The organism is Methylomonas sp. Uni0011 (assembly GCF_056850255.1).
Genome location: NZ_JBVVNO010000031.1, coordinates 1 through 20,968, shown reverse-complemented (window position 1 = coordinate 20,968; position 20,968 = coordinate 1). Strand labels below are relative to the sequence as shown.

Genomic DNA, 20,968 nt, shown 5'->3' with positions numbered 1-20,968 from the left:
GGCGGCATCTTGCTTAAATTCCAGACTGTATTTGGGCCGTTTGTGTTTTTGCTCGTTTGTCATGGTCACCTCTGCTGACAGTATAAAGTCTGCCTTTTGAAGTGTCCGGGTTCATTAAACCATTTCACTTCTACCGTGGCCGGATATTCCTCGTCTTCGACATAGTCGCTCCACATGTCGCGGCTCTCGGGAATCAACGCGTTACAGGCCCGCGAATAGGCGTTTTTACCCCCTTTGCGTAAAATGGCCGCAGCCTTTTCGGTGGCGGCGAGGTCGAGCTCGGCTTCGTTAAGTCGTGCTTGGTTTTCTTCCGGGGTATCGCAAATGATGTCTGATAGCCACAAATGACTGGCTTTAAGGCCTGGATCGAATGGCAATTTATTCCCCTCACCCTAACCCTCTCCCAGAGGGAGAGGGAATTTGCTTTGCATCTGCAAAATGAGTCACCCAATGACCATTAAGCGCCCGGTATCCTGGTGCGCCGGGGATCAGCACCATTTTTTCGACCACTATGCCGACTTCAACGCCTGGCTGGAAGAAAGCGACGACGCCCTGGATTTGCGTGCCGACTTGGGTTTGGACAACCTGTCGCAACCGGCCAAAGCGCTGTTTGCCGGTGACAAAGCCCAATACGGCCAAGCCTTCGAACAATACAAAACCAACCGCCGCCAGGAAATCCTCAGCCGCGACTATTTGCAACCTTTGACTGGCGACGAACACTGGTTCGAGCACAATGTCGAACATTTCGAACAGCTGTTGCTGCAAATGGCCAAGGGCGAGGTGGTACCGCTCGTCGGCGCCGGGTTATCGGTCGGCGGCCGTTTTCCCACATGGCAGGATCATCTGCGTCAGCAAGGCAAAACCGCCAATATCGCCAGCGAGCACATCGAAGCCCTATTGGCCGCCGGTGAATTCGAAACCATCATCGCTGAGATCGAAGCCAAACGCGGTCGCGAGGTTTTCGTTGCCGAAATCAGGGAAGTGTTTGGCAAAAACGGCACGGTTCCCGATACGGTTTGGCGCTTGACCGAGTTGTGCGGCGATACGGTAATGACCACCCATTACGACCGCTTACTGGAACAAGCCTTCGGCGCGGGCTTGGAGTAAGCCTTACAAATCGTCAACGCCTTGCTTCGCGCCGAGCAGCCCGCCAAGCGCACCGCCATCGTCTTTGAGTTAGGGCTCCCGTCTTAAAATCTCTCAACATCCGCAACATTGCTTCTATCCGCGACAATCGTTTGGCTTTACTGGGCGCTTGTCGCGTGTAGCGTTTGGCCTTTTTCATCTGTGATGCTGGAAGCCGCGCCGTTTTTGGGTTGTCGGTGAGTCAAAGATAACGAGGTGGAAAGACGATGATAGCGACTAAAAGCCTGTTGGAAATCCCCTGGCAAAATGCCTTTTTTGTTGGTATGACCAATGCGAATATCTTTAGAAATGATATTGCTATGGAATGTTTTGGTGGGCGGATAGACATCACGCAGATGTGCGTTAGCGAACCGACTTAAGCCTATGAGGGTGTTATTTTCAATCGATTGAGGGAGGTAATTCGCCTGCGGTAAAGCCAAGTCATTACATCTCTTAGAATTAACTTATTGCGATTACTCTCTAAAAACCTTTAAAAACATGGACGTTGAGGCAGGGCAAAATGTAAAGATGTGATTCTTTGCTTTCCAGTCAATCTAAGCGCGCTGAAAAATGGTTAAATCTAACGAGGCCAATGTTGGCTCCAGTTCTCTGGCGGTTGTCGCCCCCTCGAACCCCGTACCCGAAATTCGTAGCGGCAAAACGCGCACCGATGCCGATAATGTGCCGCCGATCATTGCGATAGGGACATCGGCAGGCGGATTGGAGGCCCTCGAACAGTTTTTTGGCCGCGTCTTACCGGCCTGCGGTGTGGCCTTTGTCGTAATTCAACATCTCGATCCGGACCATCAGGGCATGCTGCCGCAATTATTGCAGCGGGTTACCCCGTTAACCGTGATTCAGACCCGCAATCGGATGAAAGTCAAGGCCGACTGGGTGTATGTCATTCCGCCCAACAAAGATTTATCCGTTTTGCATGGGAGGCTGCATCTACTGGAACCGCAGGCTCCGCGAGGCTTGCGTTTACCGATCGACTCATTTTTCCGGGCTTTGGCCGACGACCAGCGGGAACGGGCGATTGGCGTGATTCTGTCGGGCATGGGCTCCGACGGCACATTGGGGTTGCGCGCCATCAAGGAAAACGCCGGACTGGCGGTAGTGCAGGCGCCGGAATCGGCCCAATTCGATTCGATGCCGCGGAGCGCCATCGATGCCGGTTTGGCCGATATCGTTGCTCCCCCCGCGCAACTGTGGGACAAGATTCTGGCGTATCTCAAACACAATCCGCGAGGTTTGCCTGCCGCGCCGGAATGCAGTTTGGATCTAAAAAATCAAAGCGCGCTGGACCAAATCGTCATCCTATTGCGCGAACGTACCGGCAACGATTTCTCGCTGTATAAAAAAAATACCATTTATCGCCGGATCGAACGGCGGATGGGCTTGCACCAGATCGATACCATCGCCAAGTATGTACGCTATCTGCGCCAGACTCCCCAGGAACAGGATTTGTTGTTCAAGGAACTGTTGATAGGCGTTACCCATTTTTTTCGCGACCCGGCCGTCTGGGAGGCGCTTAAGACCGGTGCGATTCCGACGTTACTGGCGGAATATCCGGCCGGCAAACCCTTGCGGGCCTGGGTGCCGGCTTGTTCCACCGGTGAGGAAGCTTATTCGCTGGCCATCGTCTTTAAGGAAGCATTCGCGGCAAGCCCATGCAAACAGCCTTATAGACTGCAAATTTTCGCTACCGATCTGGATCAGGATGCCATCGACAAGGCGCGGCAGGGCGTCTATCCGGCCAATATTGCCGGCGACGTCTCGGCGGAACGCTTGAGCCGATTCTTTACCCTCGACGGCGAAGGATATCGAATCAATAAGGAAATTCGCGAGATGGTGATTTTCGCCTCTCACAATGTGATCATGGACCCGCCGTTTACCAAGCTGGATTTGCTCTGCTGCCGCAACCTGTTGATTTACTTCAGCCAGGAACTGCAGAAAAAGCTGATTCTGCTGTTTCACTACGCGCTAACCCATCACGGCATTATGTTGCTGGGTAACGCCGAAACCATCGGCAACGCCAGCCACTTGTTTAGCGTAATCGACAACAAATCTCGCTTATATAGGCGCATCGGCGATCCATTTCCGTTGGATGTCGATTTTCCGACCAAATATTTTCCGGTAACGGCGATGGTCGAAGAATCCAACCAGACCCCGTCCATACCCGATCTTCAGACCTTGGCCGATCAACTTTTGTTACAACATTTTGCCCCGGCAGCGGTGCTGGTCAATGCCGATGGCGACATTCTTTACATTAACGGCCGTACCGGCAAATATCTGGAGCCGGCGGCCGGCAAGGCCAATTGGAATATCCACGCCATGGCCCGCGAAGGTTTGCGGTATGAATTGATTGGCGCGTTGAAAAAAGCCCGCGGCCAACTCGAGCCGGTGCATGTGCCGGAGCTCGTGATCGACACCAATGGCGGCCGTCAGATCATTAACCTTACGGTACAGACTATAACCAAGCCCGCAGCCTTATCCGGCATGGCTTTCGTCGTGTTTCACGATGTCGCCACGCCACCCGCCGCCATAGCCTCGCGCAAATCGCCAAATGCCAGGCAGAAACTGCTGGAAGCCGAGTTGCAACAAAGCCACGAAGATTTACACAACTTGCGCGAAGAAATGCAGACGTCTCAGGAAGAACTGAAGTCGGCTAACGAAGAGTTGCAATCGACCAATGAAGAATTGCAGTCCACCAACGAGGAATTGACCACCTCCAAAGAAGAAATGCAGTCACTGAACGAGGAATTGCAAACAGTCAATGCCGAACTGCAGGACAAGGTCGATGACTTGTCGCGGGCCAGCAACGATATGGACAATCTGTTGAATAGCATGGAAATCGCCACGGTGTTCCTGGACAGCGCGTTGAATATCCGCCGATTTACCAGCCATATTAGCCATTTGTTCAATCTGATTGCCAGCGATGTTGGGCGGCCATTGTCCGACATTGTCACCGAGCTGGATTATCCCGAATTGCATCAGGATGCCCAGAGCGTGCTGCGCACGCTGATTTTCGTCGAAAAACAAGTCAGAGCCGGCGACGAACGCTGGTTTAAAGTGCGGATCATGCCTTACCGCACACAGGATAATTTGATAGACGGCGTGGTGATTACGTTTATTGATATCTCCGAGACAAAAAAGCTAGAAGCCGAATTAAGGTGCCGTCATGAAGAACTGGAAAGACTTGCCTGATAGTAATCAGGAATTTCGCCAATCCGCGGAACGGCGTTTGGCCGACACCGGTCCGGATGCCACTGGCGAACCGCAACACCGTTTATTGCACGAATTACAAGTGCATCAGATCGAATTGGAGATGCAAAACGAGGCCTTGCGCGAAGCTCGAGCCATCGCCGAACATGCTTTAGAACGCTATGCCGAACTATTCGATTTTGCACCGATAGCCTACTTTACCCTAGGAAGCGACAGCCGTATTCAGCAGACTAATTTCAACGGCGAACGTTTACTGGGCTCCGCCCGTTCCAACTTGGTCGGGCGGCGTTTTGCCAATATCGTTGCCGGCGAGCATAGGCCGGTTTTTAACCGCTTTATGGAAAACGTATTTTGCAATCCCGGTGCCGAGCGCTGCGAGATCGTGTTGGATTCCGGCGGCAAGTCGAGTTGGGTATCGATCGAAGCGATTGCCGATGCGGATAGAAAGAGTTGTCTGGCAGCGATGGTGGATATTAGTGAACGCAAACAAGCCGAACAAGAGCTGCAATTGGCGGCAACTGTCTATCTGGCGATAGAAGAAGCGATTATGGTGGCCGATACCGACAACCGCATTGTGGCTATCAACCCGGCCTTTACTAAATTGACCGGTTATTCCGCCGAAGAAGCCATCGGCCAATCGACCTCGCTATTGAAGTCGGGCCGGCATGAGTCCGCATTCTTTCAGGCCATGTGGCACTCGCTGAATACCAATGGGCAGTGGCAAGGAGAAATATGGAACCGGCGGAAAAATGGCGAAGAATTTCTGGCACGCTTATCGATCAGCACGGTATATGGCGAAAATGGCCAGCCGGTCCGGCGGGTCGCGATGTCTTCCGACATTACCGAGCAACGCCGCGCCGAAGAAATCATCAGCAAACAAGCCAATATCGACCCGCTGACCGGATTGCCGAATCGGCGCCTGTTTCTCGACCGCTTGCAGCGGGCCATCAATAAATCGCATCGTACCCGTCAAAAAATGGCTCTGATGTTTCTGGACCTGGACCATTTCAAAGACATTAACGACACTTTGGGACACGATGTCGGCGATCGCCTGTTGGAGGAAACCACCCTGCGCCTGAAAAGCTGCATCCGCGAGACCGATACGTTGGCGCGGCCGGGCGGAGACGAATTTACGCTGATCATGGGCGAGTTGAAAGACTTAAACAGTATCGAGAGAGTGGCGCAAGCATTGCTGCAAACGATGATGGCACCGTTCCAGTTAAAGGACGAGCGTTGCTATGTATCGGTCAGCATTGGTATTGCCTTGTATCCGGACGATGCCGAGACATTGGATGAGTTGCTGAGAAAGGCCGATCAAGCTATGTATGCCGCAAAAAAACTGGGCCGCGGCCGTTTTTGCTTTTTTACTCCGGCAATGCAAGCCAGCGCGGAGAGCCGTTTGCGCCTGACCAACGATTTACGCCATGCACTGGCCGACAAGCAACTCTGGGTCGCCTATCAACCGATCGTGGAACTGGCTACCGGCAAAATCCTTAAAGCCGAAGCACTGGTGCGCTGGCAACATCCTCGCCGCGGTCCGATCGAGCCCACCGAATTCATTCCTATCGCCGAAGAAACCGGTCTGATCAATGAGATCGGCACCTGGGTGTTTCATCAAGTAGCGGAACAGGTTTGGAACTGGCGCATGAACTATTACGACCAATTTCAGATCAGCATCAATAAATCGCCGGCCCAGTTTCACAGCAATAGCGACAAATTATCCGACTGGTTCGAGCATTTGCAGCGTTTGGGTTTACCCGGCAGTTGCATTGCGGTGGAAATTACCGAGGGGCTATTGTTGGATGGCTCTACCATCGTCGCCGAAAAACTGGCGGCGTTTAAAAACGCCGGCATGCAAACATCGCTGGATGATTTCGGAACCGGCTATTCGTCTTTGTCTTACCTGAAAAAATACCACATTGATTTTTTGAAAATCGACCGGGCTTTTGTTTCCAATCTGACTGCCGGTTCCACCGACATGGCTCTGTGCGAAGCCATTATCATGATGGCGCACATCCTGGGCATGAAGGTGATCGCCGAAGGTGTGGAGACCGAGGAGCAGCGCTGCTTGCTGTTAAAAGCGGGTTGCGATTATGGGCAAGGTTTTTTCTTTTCGAAAGCAGTGACGGCCGAGGCACTTGAGAAGTTGTTTTAAATCCTGCATTAGAGGGCTTTAAACTACCCAGCTCTTGACCTGTAAGTGGTCTAAGTCAATTCGGCGTTGGCCGGTAAGCCAACATCTGAACTGAAAAAATCGATCGTTGAAAGTCCTCACTTTGCTAGCGCTCGGTTTGCAAGATGGTTAACGACACTACGGATATGTCTATATCCACGTGTATCGCAGCAACCGAATGTTTGCCAGCGTACAGACCGTGCTTGGTCTAGTCCATAAAATCAAAACGAGTTTTTAAGTAGCCGGGTTGCCCAACCATAGGCTTTTCTCTGTCGCATGCAGTTACGCCAAACTCGGCACGATTCTCAACGATAAGGTGGTGGCTTATTTCACCGAGAACCTTCGGCGCTGAGAAACTGGTCGACCCAATACGGTATCGAATTTAAACGTGCCTGGCGTTTGGATTTCCCGCCGATGCGTCCCGTCATTGCCGCCGACATCAAGCATTACGATGAAAACAGCCGCAGTAGGGACATATCGGTCTGCGCCGGCGTCGATTTCGATAAGTCAAAGTTACGGGGACGCAAACTGCAGATTCTGGTCGAATACGTAACGGTTACCCCCCGACTGGTCGGTTCTATCATGACACGGTGGAATATGTCGGTTCGGGAGTGCAATATCATTTTTTAGCGTGGAAACCGGGCGCTTTGGTAAAGTGCCCTGGTCGAGCGGGTGTTATCGTCGGTATTGGGAGGTTGCGGTCAGTGAGCGTGATGCATCGGTTGCAAATCAAGCACGTAACGACTTATCAGTACAGCGAATTCGTGACGTTTTTGCCGCACAAATTATTGTTGCGGCCTCGCGAAGGCCACGATATTCACATCGAATCGAATCGGCTGACGATTCAACCGAATCACCGTCTGCAATGGCAACGCGACGTTTACGACAATGCCGTCGCTCTGGTCAATTTTACCGAACCCGGCAATTGCTTATCCATCGACAGTTGGGTTGTCCTTCAGCATTACGACGACCAGCCGCTGGATTTTCTGGTAGCGGATCGTGCCGTGTTTTATCCCTTTGTTTACGATCCCGCCGAATATACCGACCTTGGTCCTTATCTGATCCCGATTTTTATCCCCGATCCGCAGCTGGGCGAATGGTTGCGATCAATCTGGCGACCGGGCCAGGTTCTGGAAACTTATGTCTTGCTTGACAGAATCAACCGCGCCATAGCCTCAGACTTTCGTCATTTGCCCCGCGATCAACCTGGGGTTCAATCACCGCTGTTGACCTTGACGAGCAGAGCGGGTTCGTGTCGCGACTTTGCCACCTTATTCATTGAGGCATGCCACTACTTGGGCCTGGCAGCGCGATTTGTCAGCGGCTACCAATATTCGCCCGGTTTACTGCCGATGGCGGGTGCAACCCATGCCTGGTCAGAAGTTTATTTACCGGGGGCCGGATGGAAAGGTTTTGACTCGACGACGGGTAGGGTAGTGGGGAACGATCACATTGCCGTAGCCGTCGGTCGGCATCCGGAATCGGTGCCGCCGGTGTCCGGTTCGTTTGTCGCCAATCGCATGCAGTTTCCGCAGATGGAAGTGGCGGTCTCGGTCACGGAAATACAGGAATAGCGGCTATATTGGACACCTGCTTTACTCGACGAGTCGCGGTTAACGCATAAAACCCAAGCGGAAAACGGTGCTGATGCAATAGCGCTTTAACGTTTGGCGATGATCTTGGAAGCGAGTATCCGGGCGGCGCGTATCCAGTAGCCCCAAAGCAGGGTGCCTGCCACCACCAGTAAAGCCAACGCGCTGCACGCCCAGATAAATGCATTGACGTAGGCTACGAGCACGGCACAGGCGGCGAGGTAGAAACCCAGCAGACTGAATTGCCAGCCTATCCGCATGCCGTCCAGCATGGTTGCCAATGACAATATCAATAGAATCACCAGACTGGCGCTAATTTCCGATATATCGCCCGATTTATTTAACAAGGACGATGCGCCGACGATCAGTAAGGTTTGCAGCCAGTGTAAGCCCTGAATTCTGACGATTTCCCGGATGTCGTTTTCAAGGGTTTTGGCTTGCAACCAGGAAACGAAGATCGAAAGCGCGCCAAACACCAACACCATGAACATCCAGTAGCCGTAGCCATCGTGCTGGGAAAAGTCGGTAATCACGATGCCCAATAGCGATAGCATCATCATGACGATAAATACGGTTTCTTCAATGCTGAAGTGGCGCTTGTACGGACTAACCTGAAGTTCTTGTTGGTCAAGTTGCATGGTTTTCCCTCGTGGTAAAGAAGTATTGTTTCCGTGGTTAAGCAAGTCGGCACGCGAGCTTCCTTTCACGCGGGATTTTTAGGCGAAATCGACCCAAGGCAAGGGTGGTTTGGTTTTTTGAAAGGCTTATTCCAGCGATAGAACCCCCGTTTGGCCAGTTCCGCCGCTATTAAAGATAGCCACCGGCGTCGCCAGAATGACATAAAATCGGGTCGGTGGCGACACGAAGCGGAAATAATCTGCCCAGCGGCGTGAAAGGCAGGACCCCGCCGATCAGGAGCGGATGCGCACGGCTTTTGAACGGATTGCCGCGGGTGTGAACCGGCTTTGCTTGTCCGCCAACTGCCTGGTACGTCCTTGCACCATTCCCGGATGACTTTGAATCGCGCCCGATCCCAGTCGGTATCGGCGATGATGTTGATCGCAACGTGTTCCAGCAATTCCTCGGCGGTGAACCAGGCGCTATGGCCGCCGATAAACACCAAGCTGGCCTGCAAGCGGTCTTTTGCGGCCTTGGTCAAATCGATCACTTCCGTCACATTCGCCTGATCAATCAATGAAAAGGCCACGATATCGGGTTGTCAGTCATCCCGCAGCCGGTTCAAGTCTTGATGCGATTCCACCGGCAAATCGATCAGACGTAGCCGGCAACCGCCGCGGCGGGCGTATCGGCAACCCGCTCCAAACCGAGTGGTTCCCGCCGTAAAAATACCTGGGGGTACATCAACGGACTGGGATGAACGGCAAGAAACTTCATGGCCTTGACTCCTGCTGGGTGATGGTTTCGAGCGACGATCCGCGCTCGAGTTAGTGCATAAACTGGCCTTGGTAGCTATCGCTTCGTATTCACCATAAGGAAGCCCGACCACAACCTTCAAACCGAATTAATTCATTGGGTTGGGGCCTACCGTTGCGGTCACTGGGGCGTGTTCTTGTGTTCGATAGCGTACAGACCGCGTCCGGCATTGTCCTTAGAATCCGGACGAGTTTTCAGCAGACGGCCAACGGCATTTCTGCAATTTTTTCTGCAATGCCGATTGCAGCCATTTCAAACAGACCAAAATAAAGGACCTTTCCCCATGAAGATCATCAAGCGCCACGTGCAAAAAAAATTATCGATCCTTGGCTACTTATTCGTCGCACTAGGTATTACGGCTTGCCAACCGGACGGCCAGGCGGAAAAGGCCGGGCAAAAAATCGACAAGGCGGTCGACACCACCGGCCAAGCGATCGAACAAACGGCCGATAAAGCCGGTCAGCAACTCGGTGCAGCTAAGGATTCGGTTGCACAGCAGGCGGAAACAACCGGCGAGTATCTGGATCAATCCGCGCAAAATGCCAAGGCAGCTCTGGATGAAGCCGGAACGCAAATTGACCAAGCCATCGGCAAAACCGAAAAACAAATGGCAGTCGCCAAGGATTCAGTTACCGACACCGCGAACGCGACCGGAGGCTATCTCGATGACGCCATGATCTCCGCCAAAATCAAGACAAAGCTGTTAAGCGATGATTTTCTGAAATTGGCGCCGATCGAGGTGACCACCGTGAATGGCGTAGTTACCCTGCGAGGTACCGTCGATTCCGAACAACTGGTCGGCAGAGCGATAGGTCTGGTAAACAGCCAAGAACACGTGAAATCGGTACAAAACGAACTGTTGGTTAAGGCCAGCGTACCGAGTAAACAATGATGAATTCTATTCGACTGAAAACCTTGGCAGGGGGGCTAATGGCTGCTACGTCGTTGGCGCAGGCTAGCACGGCGGATGATGCCTATATAGCCGGGTATGCCGCTGCCGCGTTGAAGCACGATTTAAAGCTCGATCTGCCGGCATTGGTAGTAAAGGATGGTGTGATTACCTTGCCGGCGGCCAATTTGTCCGATTCGGAACGTACCGCCGCCAGTAAGACATTGTCGGAGATTCCGGGAGTCAATGCCGTCAAAATTGCCGAAATCTCCGAGCCGCAAGCGCGGGTGGCGGGTGACGGCAAGGCGGTAACCAGCGTGGATAGTTTGGTGATGCCGACCGGATTGCTACCGGCAGGCCATTTATTCAAGCCTTTGCTGGCCGATCCGCGCTGGGCGCATTTTTCCGCGGCCTACCGTAACTACCAAAGCCATAATTTCGACGGCCGCGATATTGCGTCGGTGAGTTTCGGCGAAACCATACCGTTTTATCGGGCCAACTTCGGCCATTCCACGGCGCAGTGGGAAACCGGCATTCAAGCCGGCGTGTTTAGCGACTTCAATCTGGGCGCTTCGTCGTCGGACTTGGTCAATACCGACTTTATTGCATCTCTGTATTCCAGCGTCCGGGCTGGCCAATTTTCCGCGTTCGGCCGGCTGTATCACCAAAGCTCGCATCTGGGCGACGAATTTTTACTGCGCAAGCTCGACACCAAATTCGAACGGGTCAATCTCAGTTATGAAGGTGTGGATTTGAAGCTATCGTATGAACTGCCTTACGGTGTCAGGATTTACGGCGGCGGTGCCGGCCTATTTCACAGGGAGCCTGCCGCGTTAAAAAAATGGTCGGCCCAATACGGCATCGAATATAGAAGCCCGTGGCGGCTGGATTTTGCGGCCATGCGCCCGATCATTGCCGCGGACATCAAGAATTACGAGGAGAATAACTGGAGTACCGATATCTCGGCCCGGGCCGGCGTTGAGTTCGATAATTCGAAAGTATTGGGCCGAAAATTACAGCTCATGATCGAATATTTCAATGGATACACGCCCAGCGGCCAGTTTTACAAGGACAAGGTGGAATACGTCGGTCTGGGGGCGCATTACCATTTTTAGTGAGTTTGTATCAGCATACGAAGCGCACGGATAGCGGTGGGCTTCGTTTGCGGAATACGAGCGTTTGCCGGCCGATATATCTGAAACGGCCATAATCTAAGCCATTACTGCATTCAATAGGCTGTCCAAAGCCCGCATATGCCTGTGCTGGGCTGGTAATAGCTTGGTTTCGATCAAACAACGAATGTCCGCTGGCAATCCATGATCCAGCAATGCTTTTTCATATTCTTCCAAGCCGGTCAATTCTCCCTCGCGCAATGCCTTTAGCGCGGCTGGTTTGCCCAACAAAATAGCGCCGGCCATCACTATTTTCGCCCAGGCTCCCCAGGTTCCGGAATCTCGAACGGATATGCCGCCCAGTTGTTGAATTTTACTCTGCAAACTTGAAACCGCGGCCTTATGTTCCTGGTAACACGACATTAAAAACACCAGTTCGCCCTGTGCAGTCTGTTTCCGGTACTTTTTCAAGGCCTGTTGATAGGTTTCTACCGCGGATAATTCATTTTGTAGCAAACTGCCGATTGATTGAAGGTGAGACATATTAAAACTCCCGGATGATGGGTTTCGGGGTGATTATCAAAGAGCCGATCGGTCGACTGTGCCGGCAAACATTTAATGATACGGCCGCTCGAAAGTCGGTACGGTGCCGCACAGCGTTTACCGGAATAGATCGCATAGCTAGAGATGTTTCAGAGGCGGTTTATCCGCATACTCCGATGGTTCGAAGCGCTTGGCGCCAAATCGATAGCGGTTGCGGCTGCCGCCGCTAAACAGGGTATGAGCCGATCGAATTCGGTCTTTATCACGCTGTAGCACTCGCAGACTTGCGCTTCCAGGCCGGAGCGGTCCAAGACGGCGAGATGGCCTCTGCTGTATGTAATCAGGCCTTTTTGTTGCAGTTTTCCGGCAGCGTCGGTAACGCTTTCCCGACGTACGCCGAGCATATTGGCAATGTGATCGTGGGTTACCCGCATCTCGTTGGAAGACTGCCGGTCGAGATTTAAAAGCAACCAGCGGGTTAGCTGTTGGTAAATGGAATGGTGGCGATTACAGGCTGCGGTTTGGGCTATTTGGGTCATCAATGCCTGGATGTAGCGCAGTACCAAACGAAATAACGATTGGTCGTTGCCGATACCTTGTGCCGCCCCGAATTCTTCGATAAACAACTGTCGCCGTAGCCTATAACCATACCCGGTGCGGCTGACCACGGCTTGATGCGGCATGGTGCGCCCGCCCGTGAACAGGCCAAGGCCGATGAAGCCCTCGTTGCCGACAATGGCCAGTTCGCTGGATGTGCCGTCTTGATCGACATAAACATTGGACACGATGCAAGTCGTTGGAAAATAGGCATAACGCAATTCTCGTCCAGGCTCGTGAATGACTTCGCCGCAATTCAGCTGCACCAATTCCAGTTCGGATAAAAGGCGCGCGCATGTGTCTTCCGGAATTGCGGCCAGCAACAAATTCTGTCTTGCTGAATCCGATTGAGTCATGAGCAGTCTCCATCTTGTTTGATTAAATTAGAAGTGTCATCAGGCCGAAATTCGCTGTTAACGCTTGGCCGGATGCTGTGGCAGGCGGTATCTCCGGCTTGCCAAGGAATGGGGAAATTCCCGTTCATAAACCTTGCGCTTAGCGCGCTGGGCTCAACGCCGCTAATAGTCTTGGCGTCTATGGCGGCCTTTCTTGATTTTTTCCTTGAAATCACCCGAGTCAGTATCCAGCTTCCCCCGCTTTTTGTGTGTGCACCGCTCCGCTTCCATGTCGTCATCGGCCGATAGCTGGCCGATGGCACTGTTGATGTCGATGCCGATTCGTCGAATCCGATATTCTGGTTTTTCTTTATTCACACTGACTCCCTAACAATTTGTAATGAGCACCAAAAGCCTAAAACACCCAGTTCCGGCGCTCGATAAAGCATTACAAATAAAAGGCCAATCTATCCGTACGCTGGCGTACAAAAAGAACAGAGCGATGGCTTAGCTCTGCTGGCGGTGAAACGGTAATCTATTAACTTTTCGTTGACAGGTATATGCGTGATAACACCAATCGAGCTGAGTGGTGCGGACTTTCATCCAGTGCACTCGAGTGAACTGATCGGAATATTTCCTAATAAAATGGTTAAGATTTTTAAATAATATTTTTTGTCCGTGGCTATTGGGATCTTGATATTAAATCGAAATAGGAATGGCTATGTGGTGCGCCGAACTGAATAGAGCAATCGTTGGCGGTTATAATCATGCCAGCCTTATAAAATTATTTTCATGCCAATACCTGTTTTGATGATGCGGCATGAAAAGAATTAATAAGGCATTTAAAAACGATTAATAAAACCATTAAACCTTGAGCTAATATGAAAACTATTAAATTTACGCGTAAATTATCTCGGAATACCAGACTGAAGGCGCTTGATCGCGATCATGGCCCGCTCCTGCCATCCTTAACTTAACGACATTGGTCCCGGATCGGCCGCGTTACGCAGGCTGGTTTGGCTTTTGCCCGGTAAAGCTTGGGCGGTCCTTTTTAGGTCCCGACTTACTGCAGAGTAACAAACTCTTCCGCGGCGGTCGGGTGGATGCCGATAGTCGAATCGAACAAGGCTTTAGTCGCTCCGGCACGCATGGCAACAGCCATGCCCTGGATAATTTCCGGAGCATCGGCACCCACCATGTGCAGACCGATAACCTTGCCGGTGGCATGGTCCACGACCATTTTCATCAACGTGTTTTCATCCTTGCCCGACAGTGTGTTTTTGAGCGGCTTGAATTCGGTTTTATAAATATCGATGTCGGTATATTGTTGCCGCGCTTTAGCTTCGGTTAAACCGACGCTGGCGATATTGGGTTGGCAAAACACCGCCGTGGGGATGTTGGCGTAATCCACCGGTCGCTGTTGCATGGCATATAAACTATTCACCAGCGCTTCGCCTTCGGCTATCGCTACCGGCGTCAGGTTGACCCGGTCGGTGACGTCCCCCAGTGCATAGATTGACGGCAGATTGGTTTGGTAGTGGCTATCGACGATGATCGCGCCGTTATCGTCCAGTGCCACGCCAAGTTGTTCCAAGCCGAATCCGCGCGAATTGGGCGTTCTGCCGGTGGCATACATCACCAGATCGGTAACCATGGTATTGCCGTCCAGCAAGCGAACGTTATAGGCGTCGCCAGCTGCTGCGATCGATTGCACATCGCAATCAAACAGGATTTTGATGCCTTGTTTGCGCAGGGCTGTCGCTAGAAAATCGCGAATATCCTCGTCAAATCCTGCCAACAGTTTTGGTTCGCGATGGCAAATGGTGGTATCCACACCCAAGCTATTCAGGATGCTGGCAAATTCGACCGCAATATAGCCGCCGCCGACAATCACGATGCGTTCCGGTAACTTGTCCACTGAGAACATGTCGTTGGAGGTTACGATGTATTCTTTACCGGCAATATCGGGCACAAACGGCCAACCGCCGGTGGCCAGCAAAATGCGTTTGGCCGTGCATTGCGCGCCGGCGACCGCGACTGTGTGGGCATCGAGCAATTGCACTTTGCCGTTGAAGATGGTCACTCGGGATTGTTGCAAGTGGTGTTGGTAGACGGCTCGTAAGCGCTCGACTTCCCGATTTTTGTTGGCGATCAAGCTGGGCCAATCGAAGGAGGCATTGTCCAGAGTCCAGCCAAAACCGGCCGCGGCGGCAAAGTCGTCTTTAAATTGCGCAGCGTAGACTAATAGTTTTTTCGGGACGCAGCCCAAGTTGACGCAGGTGCCGCCAAAATGGCGGACCTCGGCGACGGCAACCCGCGCGCCTTGATTGGCGGCCAGATTCGCGGCCCTTACGCCGCCGGAGCCGGCACCCACAACGAATAGATCGTAGTCATAGTCAGTCACGGACAGTCCTTGGCAGGTTTAGACAAATTTTCGTTGCGGCAAATAGGCCAACAGCGTATCCACATCGCTCACCGTAAACGGATCGTCCGGGCAATCGTCGCTTTGGCCAGGTTCGCTGAATATTTTCACAATATTTTTGTCTTCGACCAGCATGGAATACCGCCAGGAGCGGTTACCGAAACCGACATTGTATTTTTTCACCAGCATGCCCATCGCTGCGGTAAATTCGCCGTTGCCGTCCGGTAGCATTTTCACGTTGGCGATGTTTAGATGTTGGCCCCATTGGTACATCACAAAAGCATCGTTGACGCTCAGGCAATAGACTTCATTGATGCCATGGGAGACCAGTTCCTGGTATTTGGCATCAAAGCCCGGCAGATGCTTGTTCGAGCAAGTGGGCGTGTATGCGCCGGGTAGCGCGAAAATCACGATGGATTTGCCTTTGAAAATTTCGTCGCTGCTGACATCTTGCCAGCGAAACGGATTCTCGCCGCCAATACTTTCGTCGCGAACGCGGGTTTTGAAGATGACATCGGGAACAGTGGTAAGCATGTTGACGAACTCCTTGATTCAGTCGCAACGGCATCGATCTTGGCAATGCCGTTGTTGTCGGATTAAACGACGGGGTGTCAGGCTGTATTCGAGTAACGCTAAGCGGCCATCGAACTCATCATTTTCTCCAGCGTGGCGATATGGGCGTGTTGGGCAGGCACAAGCTTATGTTCGATCAAGCTGCGAATTTGAGTGCCGAGCTCCTGGTCCTGCAGCGCCTGTTCATAATCTGCCAGACCGCGCTTTTCGCCTTCCTGCAGTACTTTTAGCGTGGCTTGCTTACCGAGAGCATGGGCGCCGCCTTGGATCAATTTTGCCCAAGAACCCCAAACTCCGGAACCTTTCACCGGCGTACCGCCTAACTCGCGGATTTGCATACGTAGGCTGGATACGGCGGTTTTATGGTCTTGGTAAATCGGCAATAGCGATTCGGTTTCGCCTAGCGAGGCGTTTTCCCGCAATTGCTTTAAGACCTGGCAGTAAGTCTCAGCAGCGGCCAGTTCGTCGATGAGTAAATTGTCTATCGTATCAATGCTGTGCATAAAAAATCCTATGTGTGGAGGTGTGGGGAGCTATGGCAAAGGCCTATCAAATAAAGGCCGATACTTCTTCGGATGAAGAAATGTCCGCGGCATTGGCTTGTCGGAAAATAGCGTTCGCGGCATCCCGCGTCGCAACCCTTGCGGTATTGACCGCGACCAAAATGTATCCGGCCTTGATTTTTTCTTGGTAGTGTCCGGCGTGATGCGCCGGTATACCGACGCCAATCAGGGCGGTAGTTAAGTCTTCCGCGCAGCCTTTTTCAGGCGTGCGGCATAATTCGACTCTAACCGGGCCGCCGGCAATGAAGCGGCCAAGGCCCTGAATCTCCAGACTTTCGGCTCTGTTGAACCATTCCTGGTTGCCGCTATCTTTCGCAGCACTATTGCCGCTTTCAATGGCATTTTGCGGGAAGATCGACGGGTTCAAGGTGTCCGAAAATAGCAAAGATATTTCATTGTTTGCAAACCCCGCTAATTTAAGATTGTTTACGATAGTCATTGTTTGGCCGAGGTCTTGGCAGATACAAAAAACAGGCTTATACATAATAGTCTCTTCGATCTGAATGGCGGCTTGATACGCTGCCATCTGGATGAATATTTACTGCGATTTCATTAATAATGGCGGGTGTTTGGCAAAAGACCTGCAGCTATTAACGATTTATTGTTTTCTATAAATAAGGTATCGAATAATTTGTCGTTCAATACCTTATTCCGGAGTTTCAGGATACTGTTAAGTCGAGTTTGTGTCGGTACGTCGCCACACATTCACGATGAATAAATATCGAAGTATAAGAATATTTTATGCTTGTGATATGTGAATGTATTTTCGTGGCGAACCCAACGGATTAGCCGCGTTGCCGTGCATTACTCGGCGGAGGTTTCTAGAAACGCAAGTAGATCGCTATTGAGTTGGTCTTTGTGGGTGTCGGTCAAGCCGTGCGATCCGCCGGGGTAAATTTTCAGTATTGCGTTCTTTATGAGTGTCGTTGCGGCAAGCGCGGAAGCCGCTATCGGCACGATTTGATCGTCGTCGCCGTGGATAACCAAGGTCGGAATCTCGAATTTTTTCAGGTCGTCGGAAAAATCGGTTTCCGAGAAAGCCTTGATGCATTCAAGCTGGTTGATCAGGCCCCCTTGCATGCCCTGTAACCAGAACGCCTCGCGTACCCCTTCGCTAATCGTCGCGTCGGGGCGGTTGGCGCCGTAGAACGGAGAGGCGAGGTTTTTATAAAACTGCGAACGATCCGCGGAAACGCCGCTGCGAATGTCGTCAAATACCGAGATCGGTAGCCCGACCGGGGTATCGTCGGTTTTTAGCATCAGTGGCGTAACGGAACCTACCAGCACTACTCGCTTAACTCGCTGGCAACCGTGGCGGCCAATGTATCTCGTTATCTCGCCGCCGCCGGTCGAGTGGCCTACCAAGGCGATGTCGCTTAGCTCCAGGTTTTCGATGAGCGCTGCCAAGTCGTCGGCATAGGTGTCCATGTCGTTGCCGATCGACGGCTGGCTGGAACGCCCATGTCCGCGTCTATCGTAGGCAATGCAGCGGTAGCCGTTTGCGGCCAGATAGACCATTTGCTTTTCCCAGGCATCGGCGGTGAGCGGCCAGCCATGACTAAATACCACGGTCGGGCCCTGTCCCCAGTCTTTGTAGTAAATGTTCGTGCCGTCTTCGGTGAGAATGATGTTCATGATGCTTTCTCCTTGGCTCGCGCGCGAGTCGACCTGGTTGGTTGCTCAGCAGAAAACCCGATTCATACTGATGCGGCAATCGATTTTTCCGAATAAAGATCGTTGGGCGGCGTGGCTGTCCGACCCGGATGCGGGTACTTGCGGATTCGGTTGTATGGCTATCGCGCAGGCCGACACTGCTGCCGAAATAACGGCGGCTGCGAATAGATATCCAGGGCGCATCGACGTTAAAGATCGGTTAATGTTTAATGCTGAGCATTTGCCGGCAACTGTCGGCGCATTGTTGGCAAGCCACAACGCAATCCTTCATATCGCCGATCTCGTCGCATTCCAGCGCACAGGCTTCGCAAATCTCTGCGCAAACTTCGTGCAGGCGATGCAAAAAATGCGATCCGGTCAGCTGGAAATTTGCCAAAGTCTGGCAGATCTCGGCGCAGTTCAGCATCAGTCGCAAATGTTTGGCTTTGACATGTTTCCCGCCCGTTTCCAGGCAATGGTTCATCGCAGTGTGCAGACAAATCTGGTGGCAAAGGCTGCATGCGGCAATACACGCTTGCGTTGCATGTTCCGATTGGGTTATTTGATGCATGGCGTTCTCCGTTGAATAGGGCAATTTGCCCAAGTACCGAATATCTATGGCAAATGCGCCGGCTGTTGCGGTTAGCAGCCGGATGTTTGTGTCGATAGGCAACGAATCTGATTAATCCGGCCCCCTAAATACCCAGGTTCCGAGCGGGAATCGATTTTAGAAACTGGACTCCCGCCTTCGCGGGAGCGACGATATTCAAGGACCCGGTTAGTAACTACTGGTATCCACGCCGCCTTAGTAACGCAAAATGCTGCGAACAGTTGCGGGGGGGCAGCTAGCCAGCGAACGGACACGCCAAGGGGGGGAGGCGATCGGTCGGCAAACTAGCTGCTTTTCCTTATTTACCTTCCTTAATATCCTGCTTGATATCGCCATAGCCCTTTTGTGCTTTGCCGAGATTTTTTTGGATATTACCTTCCACTTCCATGCCTTTGTCGTCGAGTATTTTGCCGGTCACTTCCTTGACCTTGCCTTTGGTTTCTTCGACCCTGCCTTTTACCTGATCTTGGTTCATCGGGCTGTTGTGTTCATGGTCCGCGGCGAAGGTGCCAAACGAGCAAACCACGCTCAATATGCCGGCAGATAAAATGGGACGTTTGTTCTGAATCGATTTCATGATGTCGCCTTTGAGCAGTTGGATAAGGTTTTCCGGCGCGGTCAGTCTTCCGTGGCTTTTTTGATATCGTTTTTAATATCGCCAAAGCCGGACTGGATTTTGCCGGCATTTTTCTGGATGCTGCCTTCAAGTTCCATTTCTTCGTTGTCCAATAGCTTGCCGGTGACTTCTTTGACTTTGCCTTTGGTCTGTTCGACGCGGCCTGTGACTTGATCTTTGTTCATGATGACTCCCGGTGGTGTTTATATTTGCGGTGCAGGTTAATGAGTTTTTCGATGCTCGGAGCAAACCATACTCGCGATATTGGCCGCAGTCGGTGCGTCAACACACATAGTTCCGCCCATGGTCAATGGGGGCATTACGGCAAGCATTTAGGTTTGGCGGCGGTTGGTGCGCTAGCGTACAGACTTGACTGCTGAACCGGCGCATCGTGTACTTGGCGGTTTCCGGAATCGCAGTCCATTTTTCTGGATGTCCAGAACAGCCGAAAGCGTCGTGCAGAGCAATTCACCGTGGAGTATTGATTTCCGTGCCGGTTCAAACTGGATTTTTCCTTAAGTTTCTGAAACTGGCGGGGCCATTTTGGCGCTCCGAACATCAGACCTTGATTTGGAGGCGGACATTAAATTTGTTGATTCTGACGGTACTGCAGATCGTTATCGCCGTCATGATTACCGAATGGAGTGCGGCTCTTTTCGATGCGCTAGAGCAGCGCGATATGTCAGGGCTACTGAAGCAAATTCGCGACCTTTTTTTGATTTTTGTGGCCAGTATGCTGGTGACGGTGCTGCATCTAAAAATCAAGCGGGATTTGCAAATCACTTGGCGAGCCTGGCTGACTGCATACGTGATAGGCCAATGGATGAACAAAGGCCACCATTACCAAATTGCCCAGATTTCGACGGTAGGCCACGATAATCCCGATGGCCGGATCGCGGAAGATATCCGGATCGCTACCGATGAAGCCGTCAATCTGAGTTACACGCTGTTTTACAGCTTGTTATTGTTGGTCAGTTTCGCCCAAATCCTCTGGGCCTTGTCCGGCACCGTCTTATTGGATTTTGGCGGCATGCAATTGCCCATAGTCGGCCATTTGGTATGGTTGGCCCTGATATACGCGGCTCTGGCCTCTGTATTGGGTTGGTGGGCCGGTCGGCCGCTGACATTTACCACCAATGCGATGCAAACGGTGGAGGCGAATTTTCGCTTCGGTTTGGTCAAGGCGCGGGAAAATGCCCAGGCGATTTCTGTTCACAACCGGGAAGATCGTGAGAAAAGACGTTTTCTGAGTCTTTTCCAAGAGATTAACGGCATCTATGCCCTGCAAACGCGGGCTTGGGAACATATCATCCTGTTCAGTTCGGGATATGCGGTAATATCCATGGCGCTGCCTATCCTGATTACCGCACCGCGCTATATTTGAAATGGTTTAATGAACCCGGACACTTCAAAAGGCAGACTTTATACTGTCAGCAGAGGTGACCATGACAAACGAGCAAAAACACAAACGGCCCAAATACAGTCTGGAATTTAAGCAAGATGCCG

The 20,968-nt window shown here is 52.0% G+C and carries 24 protein-coding genes; 8 read left to right on the top strand and 16 right to left on the bottom strand.

Annotated elements, in window-relative coordinates:
* Positions 1–65: 65 nt before the first annotated feature.
* A complete protein-coding gene (locus AC0IM9_RS19990) occupies positions 66–377 on the bottom strand; it encodes a hypothetical protein (protein ID WP_482805193.1) in 312 nt (103 codons plus the stop codon).
* A gap of 73 nt (positions 378–450) precedes the next feature.
* Between AC0IM9_RS19990 and AC0IM9_RS19985 the strand changes: the two genes are divergently transcribed.
* Entirely contained in the window at positions 451–1,107 is a 657-nt protein-coding gene (locus AC0IM9_RS19985) for an SIR2 family protein (RefSeq protein ID WP_482805192.1), read from the top strand.
* A 137-nt stretch (positions 1,108–1,244) separates the two neighbouring features.
* On the opposite strand, the gene AC0IM9_RS19980 is transcribed toward AC0IM9_RS19985, so the two are convergent.
* Positions 1,245–1,565 carry a hypothetical protein gene (locus tag AC0IM9_RS19980; RefSeq protein ID WP_445370831.1) on the bottom strand — a complete coding sequence of 107 codons (321 nt, stop codon included), beginning with the start codon at positions 1,563–1,565 and terminating at the stop codon, positions 1,245–1,247.
* A 130-nt stretch (positions 1,566–1,695) separates the two neighbouring features.
* Between AC0IM9_RS19980 and AC0IM9_RS19975 the strand changes: the two genes are divergently transcribed.
* The 4 genes from AC0IM9_RS19975 (at position 1,696) to AC0IM9_RS19960 (ending at position 8,097) form a co-directional block, all read left to right on the top strand.
* Positions 1,696–4,332 (top strand): chemotaxis protein CheB, encoded by a 2,637-nt coding sequence (locus AC0IM9_RS19975; RefSeq protein ID WP_482805191.1) that lies wholly within the window; start codon positions 1,696–1,698, stop codon positions 4,330–4,332.
* A complete protein-coding gene (locus AC0IM9_RS19970; RefSeq protein WP_482805190.1) occupies positions 4,307–6,505 on the top strand; it encodes a sensor domain-containing protein in 2,199 nt (732 codons plus the stop codon). Before AC0IM9_RS19975 ends, AC0IM9_RS19970 begins: the two co-directional genes overlap by 26 nt.
* A 366-nt stretch (positions 6,506–6,871) precedes the next feature.
* On the top strand, positions 6,872–7,153 hold the full coding sequence (locus tag AC0IM9_RS19965) for a DUF1207 domain-containing protein (protein WP_482805194.1): 282 nt from the start codon (positions 6,872–6,874) through the stop codon (positions 7,151–7,153).
* An 83-nt stretch (positions 7,154–7,236) separates the two neighbouring features.
* Positions 7,237–8,097 carry a transglutaminase family protein gene (locus AC0IM9_RS19960; protein WP_140912704.1) on the top strand — a complete coding sequence of 287 codons (861 nt, stop codon included), beginning with the start codon at positions 7,237–7,239 and terminating at the stop codon, positions 8,095–8,097.
* An 86-nt stretch (positions 8,098–8,183) separates the two neighbouring features.
* On the opposite strand, the gene AC0IM9_RS19955 is transcribed toward AC0IM9_RS19960, so the two are convergent.
* The 3 genes from AC0IM9_RS19955 to AC0IM9_RS19945 form a co-directional block, all read right to left on the bottom strand.
* Positions 8,184–8,753 (bottom strand): hypothetical protein, encoded by a 570-nt coding sequence (locus tag AC0IM9_RS19955; RefSeq protein WP_140912695.1) that lies wholly within the window; start codon positions 8,751–8,753, stop codon positions 8,184–8,186.
* A 65-nt stretch (positions 8,754–8,818) separates the two neighbouring features.
* Entirely contained in the window at positions 8,819–9,322 is a 504-nt protein-coding gene (locus AC0IM9_RS19950) for a hypothetical protein (protein WP_482805189.1), read from the bottom strand.
* A 65-nt stretch (positions 9,323–9,387) separates the two neighbouring features.
* A complete protein-coding gene (locus AC0IM9_RS19945) occupies positions 9,388–9,510 on the bottom strand; it encodes a hypothetical protein (RefSeq protein ID WP_260839325.1) in 123 nt (40 codons plus the stop codon).
* 322 nt (positions 9,511–9,832) lie between these two features.
* Here AC0IM9_RS19945 and AC0IM9_RS19940 point away from each other — a divergent pair, with 322 nt between their 5' ends.
* Both AC0IM9_RS19940 and AC0IM9_RS19935 read left to right on the top strand, forming a co-directional pair.
* Positions 9,833–10,441, top strand: a complete 609-nt coding sequence (locus tag AC0IM9_RS19940; protein WP_482805188.1) for a BON domain-containing protein — start codon at positions 9,833–9,835, stop codon at positions 10,439–10,441.
* Positions 10,438–11,553: a DUF1207 domain-containing protein gene (locus AC0IM9_RS19935; RefSeq protein ID WP_482805187.1), complete on the top strand. Its 1,116-nt coding sequence runs from the start codon at positions 10,438–10,440 to the stop codon at positions 11,551–11,553. Before AC0IM9_RS19940 ends, AC0IM9_RS19935 begins: the two co-directional genes overlap by 4 nt.
* A 96-nt stretch (positions 11,554–11,649) precedes the next feature.
* On the opposite strand, the gene AC0IM9_RS19930 is transcribed toward AC0IM9_RS19935, so the two are convergent.
* The 11 genes from AC0IM9_RS19930 to AC0IM9_RS19880 all read right to left on the bottom strand — a co-directional run bounded on the left by AC0IM9_RS19930 (position 11,650) and on the right by AC0IM9_RS19880 (position 19,647).
* Positions 11,650–12,093: a DUF2383 domain-containing protein gene (locus AC0IM9_RS19930; RefSeq protein WP_445370825.1), complete on the bottom strand. Its 444-nt coding sequence runs from the start codon at positions 12,091–12,093 to the stop codon at positions 11,650–11,652.
* Between the two features lie 149 nt (positions 12,094–12,242).
* Entirely contained in the window at positions 12,243–13,046 is an 804-nt protein-coding gene (locus AC0IM9_RS19925) for a Crp/Fnr family transcriptional regulator (RefSeq protein WP_482805186.1), read from the bottom strand.
* Positions 13,047–13,208: 162 nt separating this feature from the next.
* Positions 13,209–13,403: a hypothetical protein gene (locus AC0IM9_RS19920; RefSeq protein ID WP_140914415.1), complete on the bottom strand. Its 195-nt coding sequence runs from the start codon at positions 13,401–13,403 to the stop codon at positions 13,209–13,211.
* A 685-nt stretch (positions 13,404–14,088) separates the two neighbouring features.
* Positions 14,089–15,429: a glutathione-disulfide reductase gene (gene gorA / locus AC0IM9_RS19915; protein WP_482805185.1), complete on the bottom strand. Its 1,341-nt coding sequence runs from the start codon at positions 15,427–15,429 to the stop codon at positions 14,089–14,091.
* 18 nt (positions 15,430–15,447) lie between these two features.
* Positions 15,448–15,981 (bottom strand): peroxiredoxin, encoded by a 534-nt coding sequence (locus AC0IM9_RS19910; RefSeq protein ID WP_445370821.1) that lies wholly within the window; start codon positions 15,979–15,981, stop codon positions 15,448–15,450.
* 98 nt (positions 15,982–16,079) lie between these two features.
* A complete protein-coding gene (locus AC0IM9_RS19905) occupies positions 16,080–16,523 on the bottom strand; it encodes a ferritin family protein (protein WP_140914302.1) in 444 nt (147 codons plus the stop codon).
* 46 nt (positions 16,524–16,569) lie between these two features.
* Positions 16,570–17,109, bottom strand: coding sequence for a hypothetical protein (locus AC0IM9_RS19900; RefSeq protein WP_482805184.1), 540 nt, complete (start codon positions 17,107–17,109; stop codon positions 16,570–16,572).
* Between the two features lie 278 nt (positions 17,110–17,387).
* Positions 17,388–18,218, bottom strand: coding sequence for an alpha/beta fold hydrolase (locus AC0IM9_RS19895; protein ID WP_482805183.1), 831 nt, complete (start codon positions 18,216–18,218; stop codon positions 17,388–17,390).
* A 238-nt stretch (positions 18,219–18,456) separates the two neighbouring features.
* Positions 18,457–18,807: a four-helix bundle copper-binding protein gene (locus AC0IM9_RS19890; RefSeq protein ID WP_482805182.1), complete on the bottom strand. Its 351-nt coding sequence runs from the start codon at positions 18,805–18,807 to the stop codon at positions 18,457–18,459.
* A gap of 337 nt (positions 18,808–19,144) precedes the next feature.
* On the bottom strand, positions 19,145–19,423 hold the full coding sequence (locus AC0IM9_RS19885) for a CsbD family protein (protein WP_445370816.1): 279 nt from the start codon (positions 19,421–19,423) through the stop codon (positions 19,145–19,147).
* 41 nt (positions 19,424–19,464) lie between these two features.
* The gene (locus AC0IM9_RS19880; RefSeq protein WP_140914307.1) at positions 19,465–19,647 is read right to left on the bottom strand and encodes a CsbD family protein; all 183 of its coding nucleotides are present in this window, start codon (positions 19,645–19,647) and stop codon (positions 19,465–19,467) included.
* Positions 19,648–20,051: 404 nt separating this feature from the next.
* On the opposite strand from AC0IM9_RS19880, the gene AC0IM9_RS19875 reads away from it, so the two are divergent.
* Positions 20,052–20,846: an SbmA/BacA-like family transporter gene (locus AC0IM9_RS19875; RefSeq protein ID WP_482805181.1), complete on the top strand. Its 795-nt coding sequence runs from the start codon at positions 20,052–20,054 to the stop codon at positions 20,844–20,846.
* Positions 20,847–20,968: the final 122 nt, after the last annotated feature.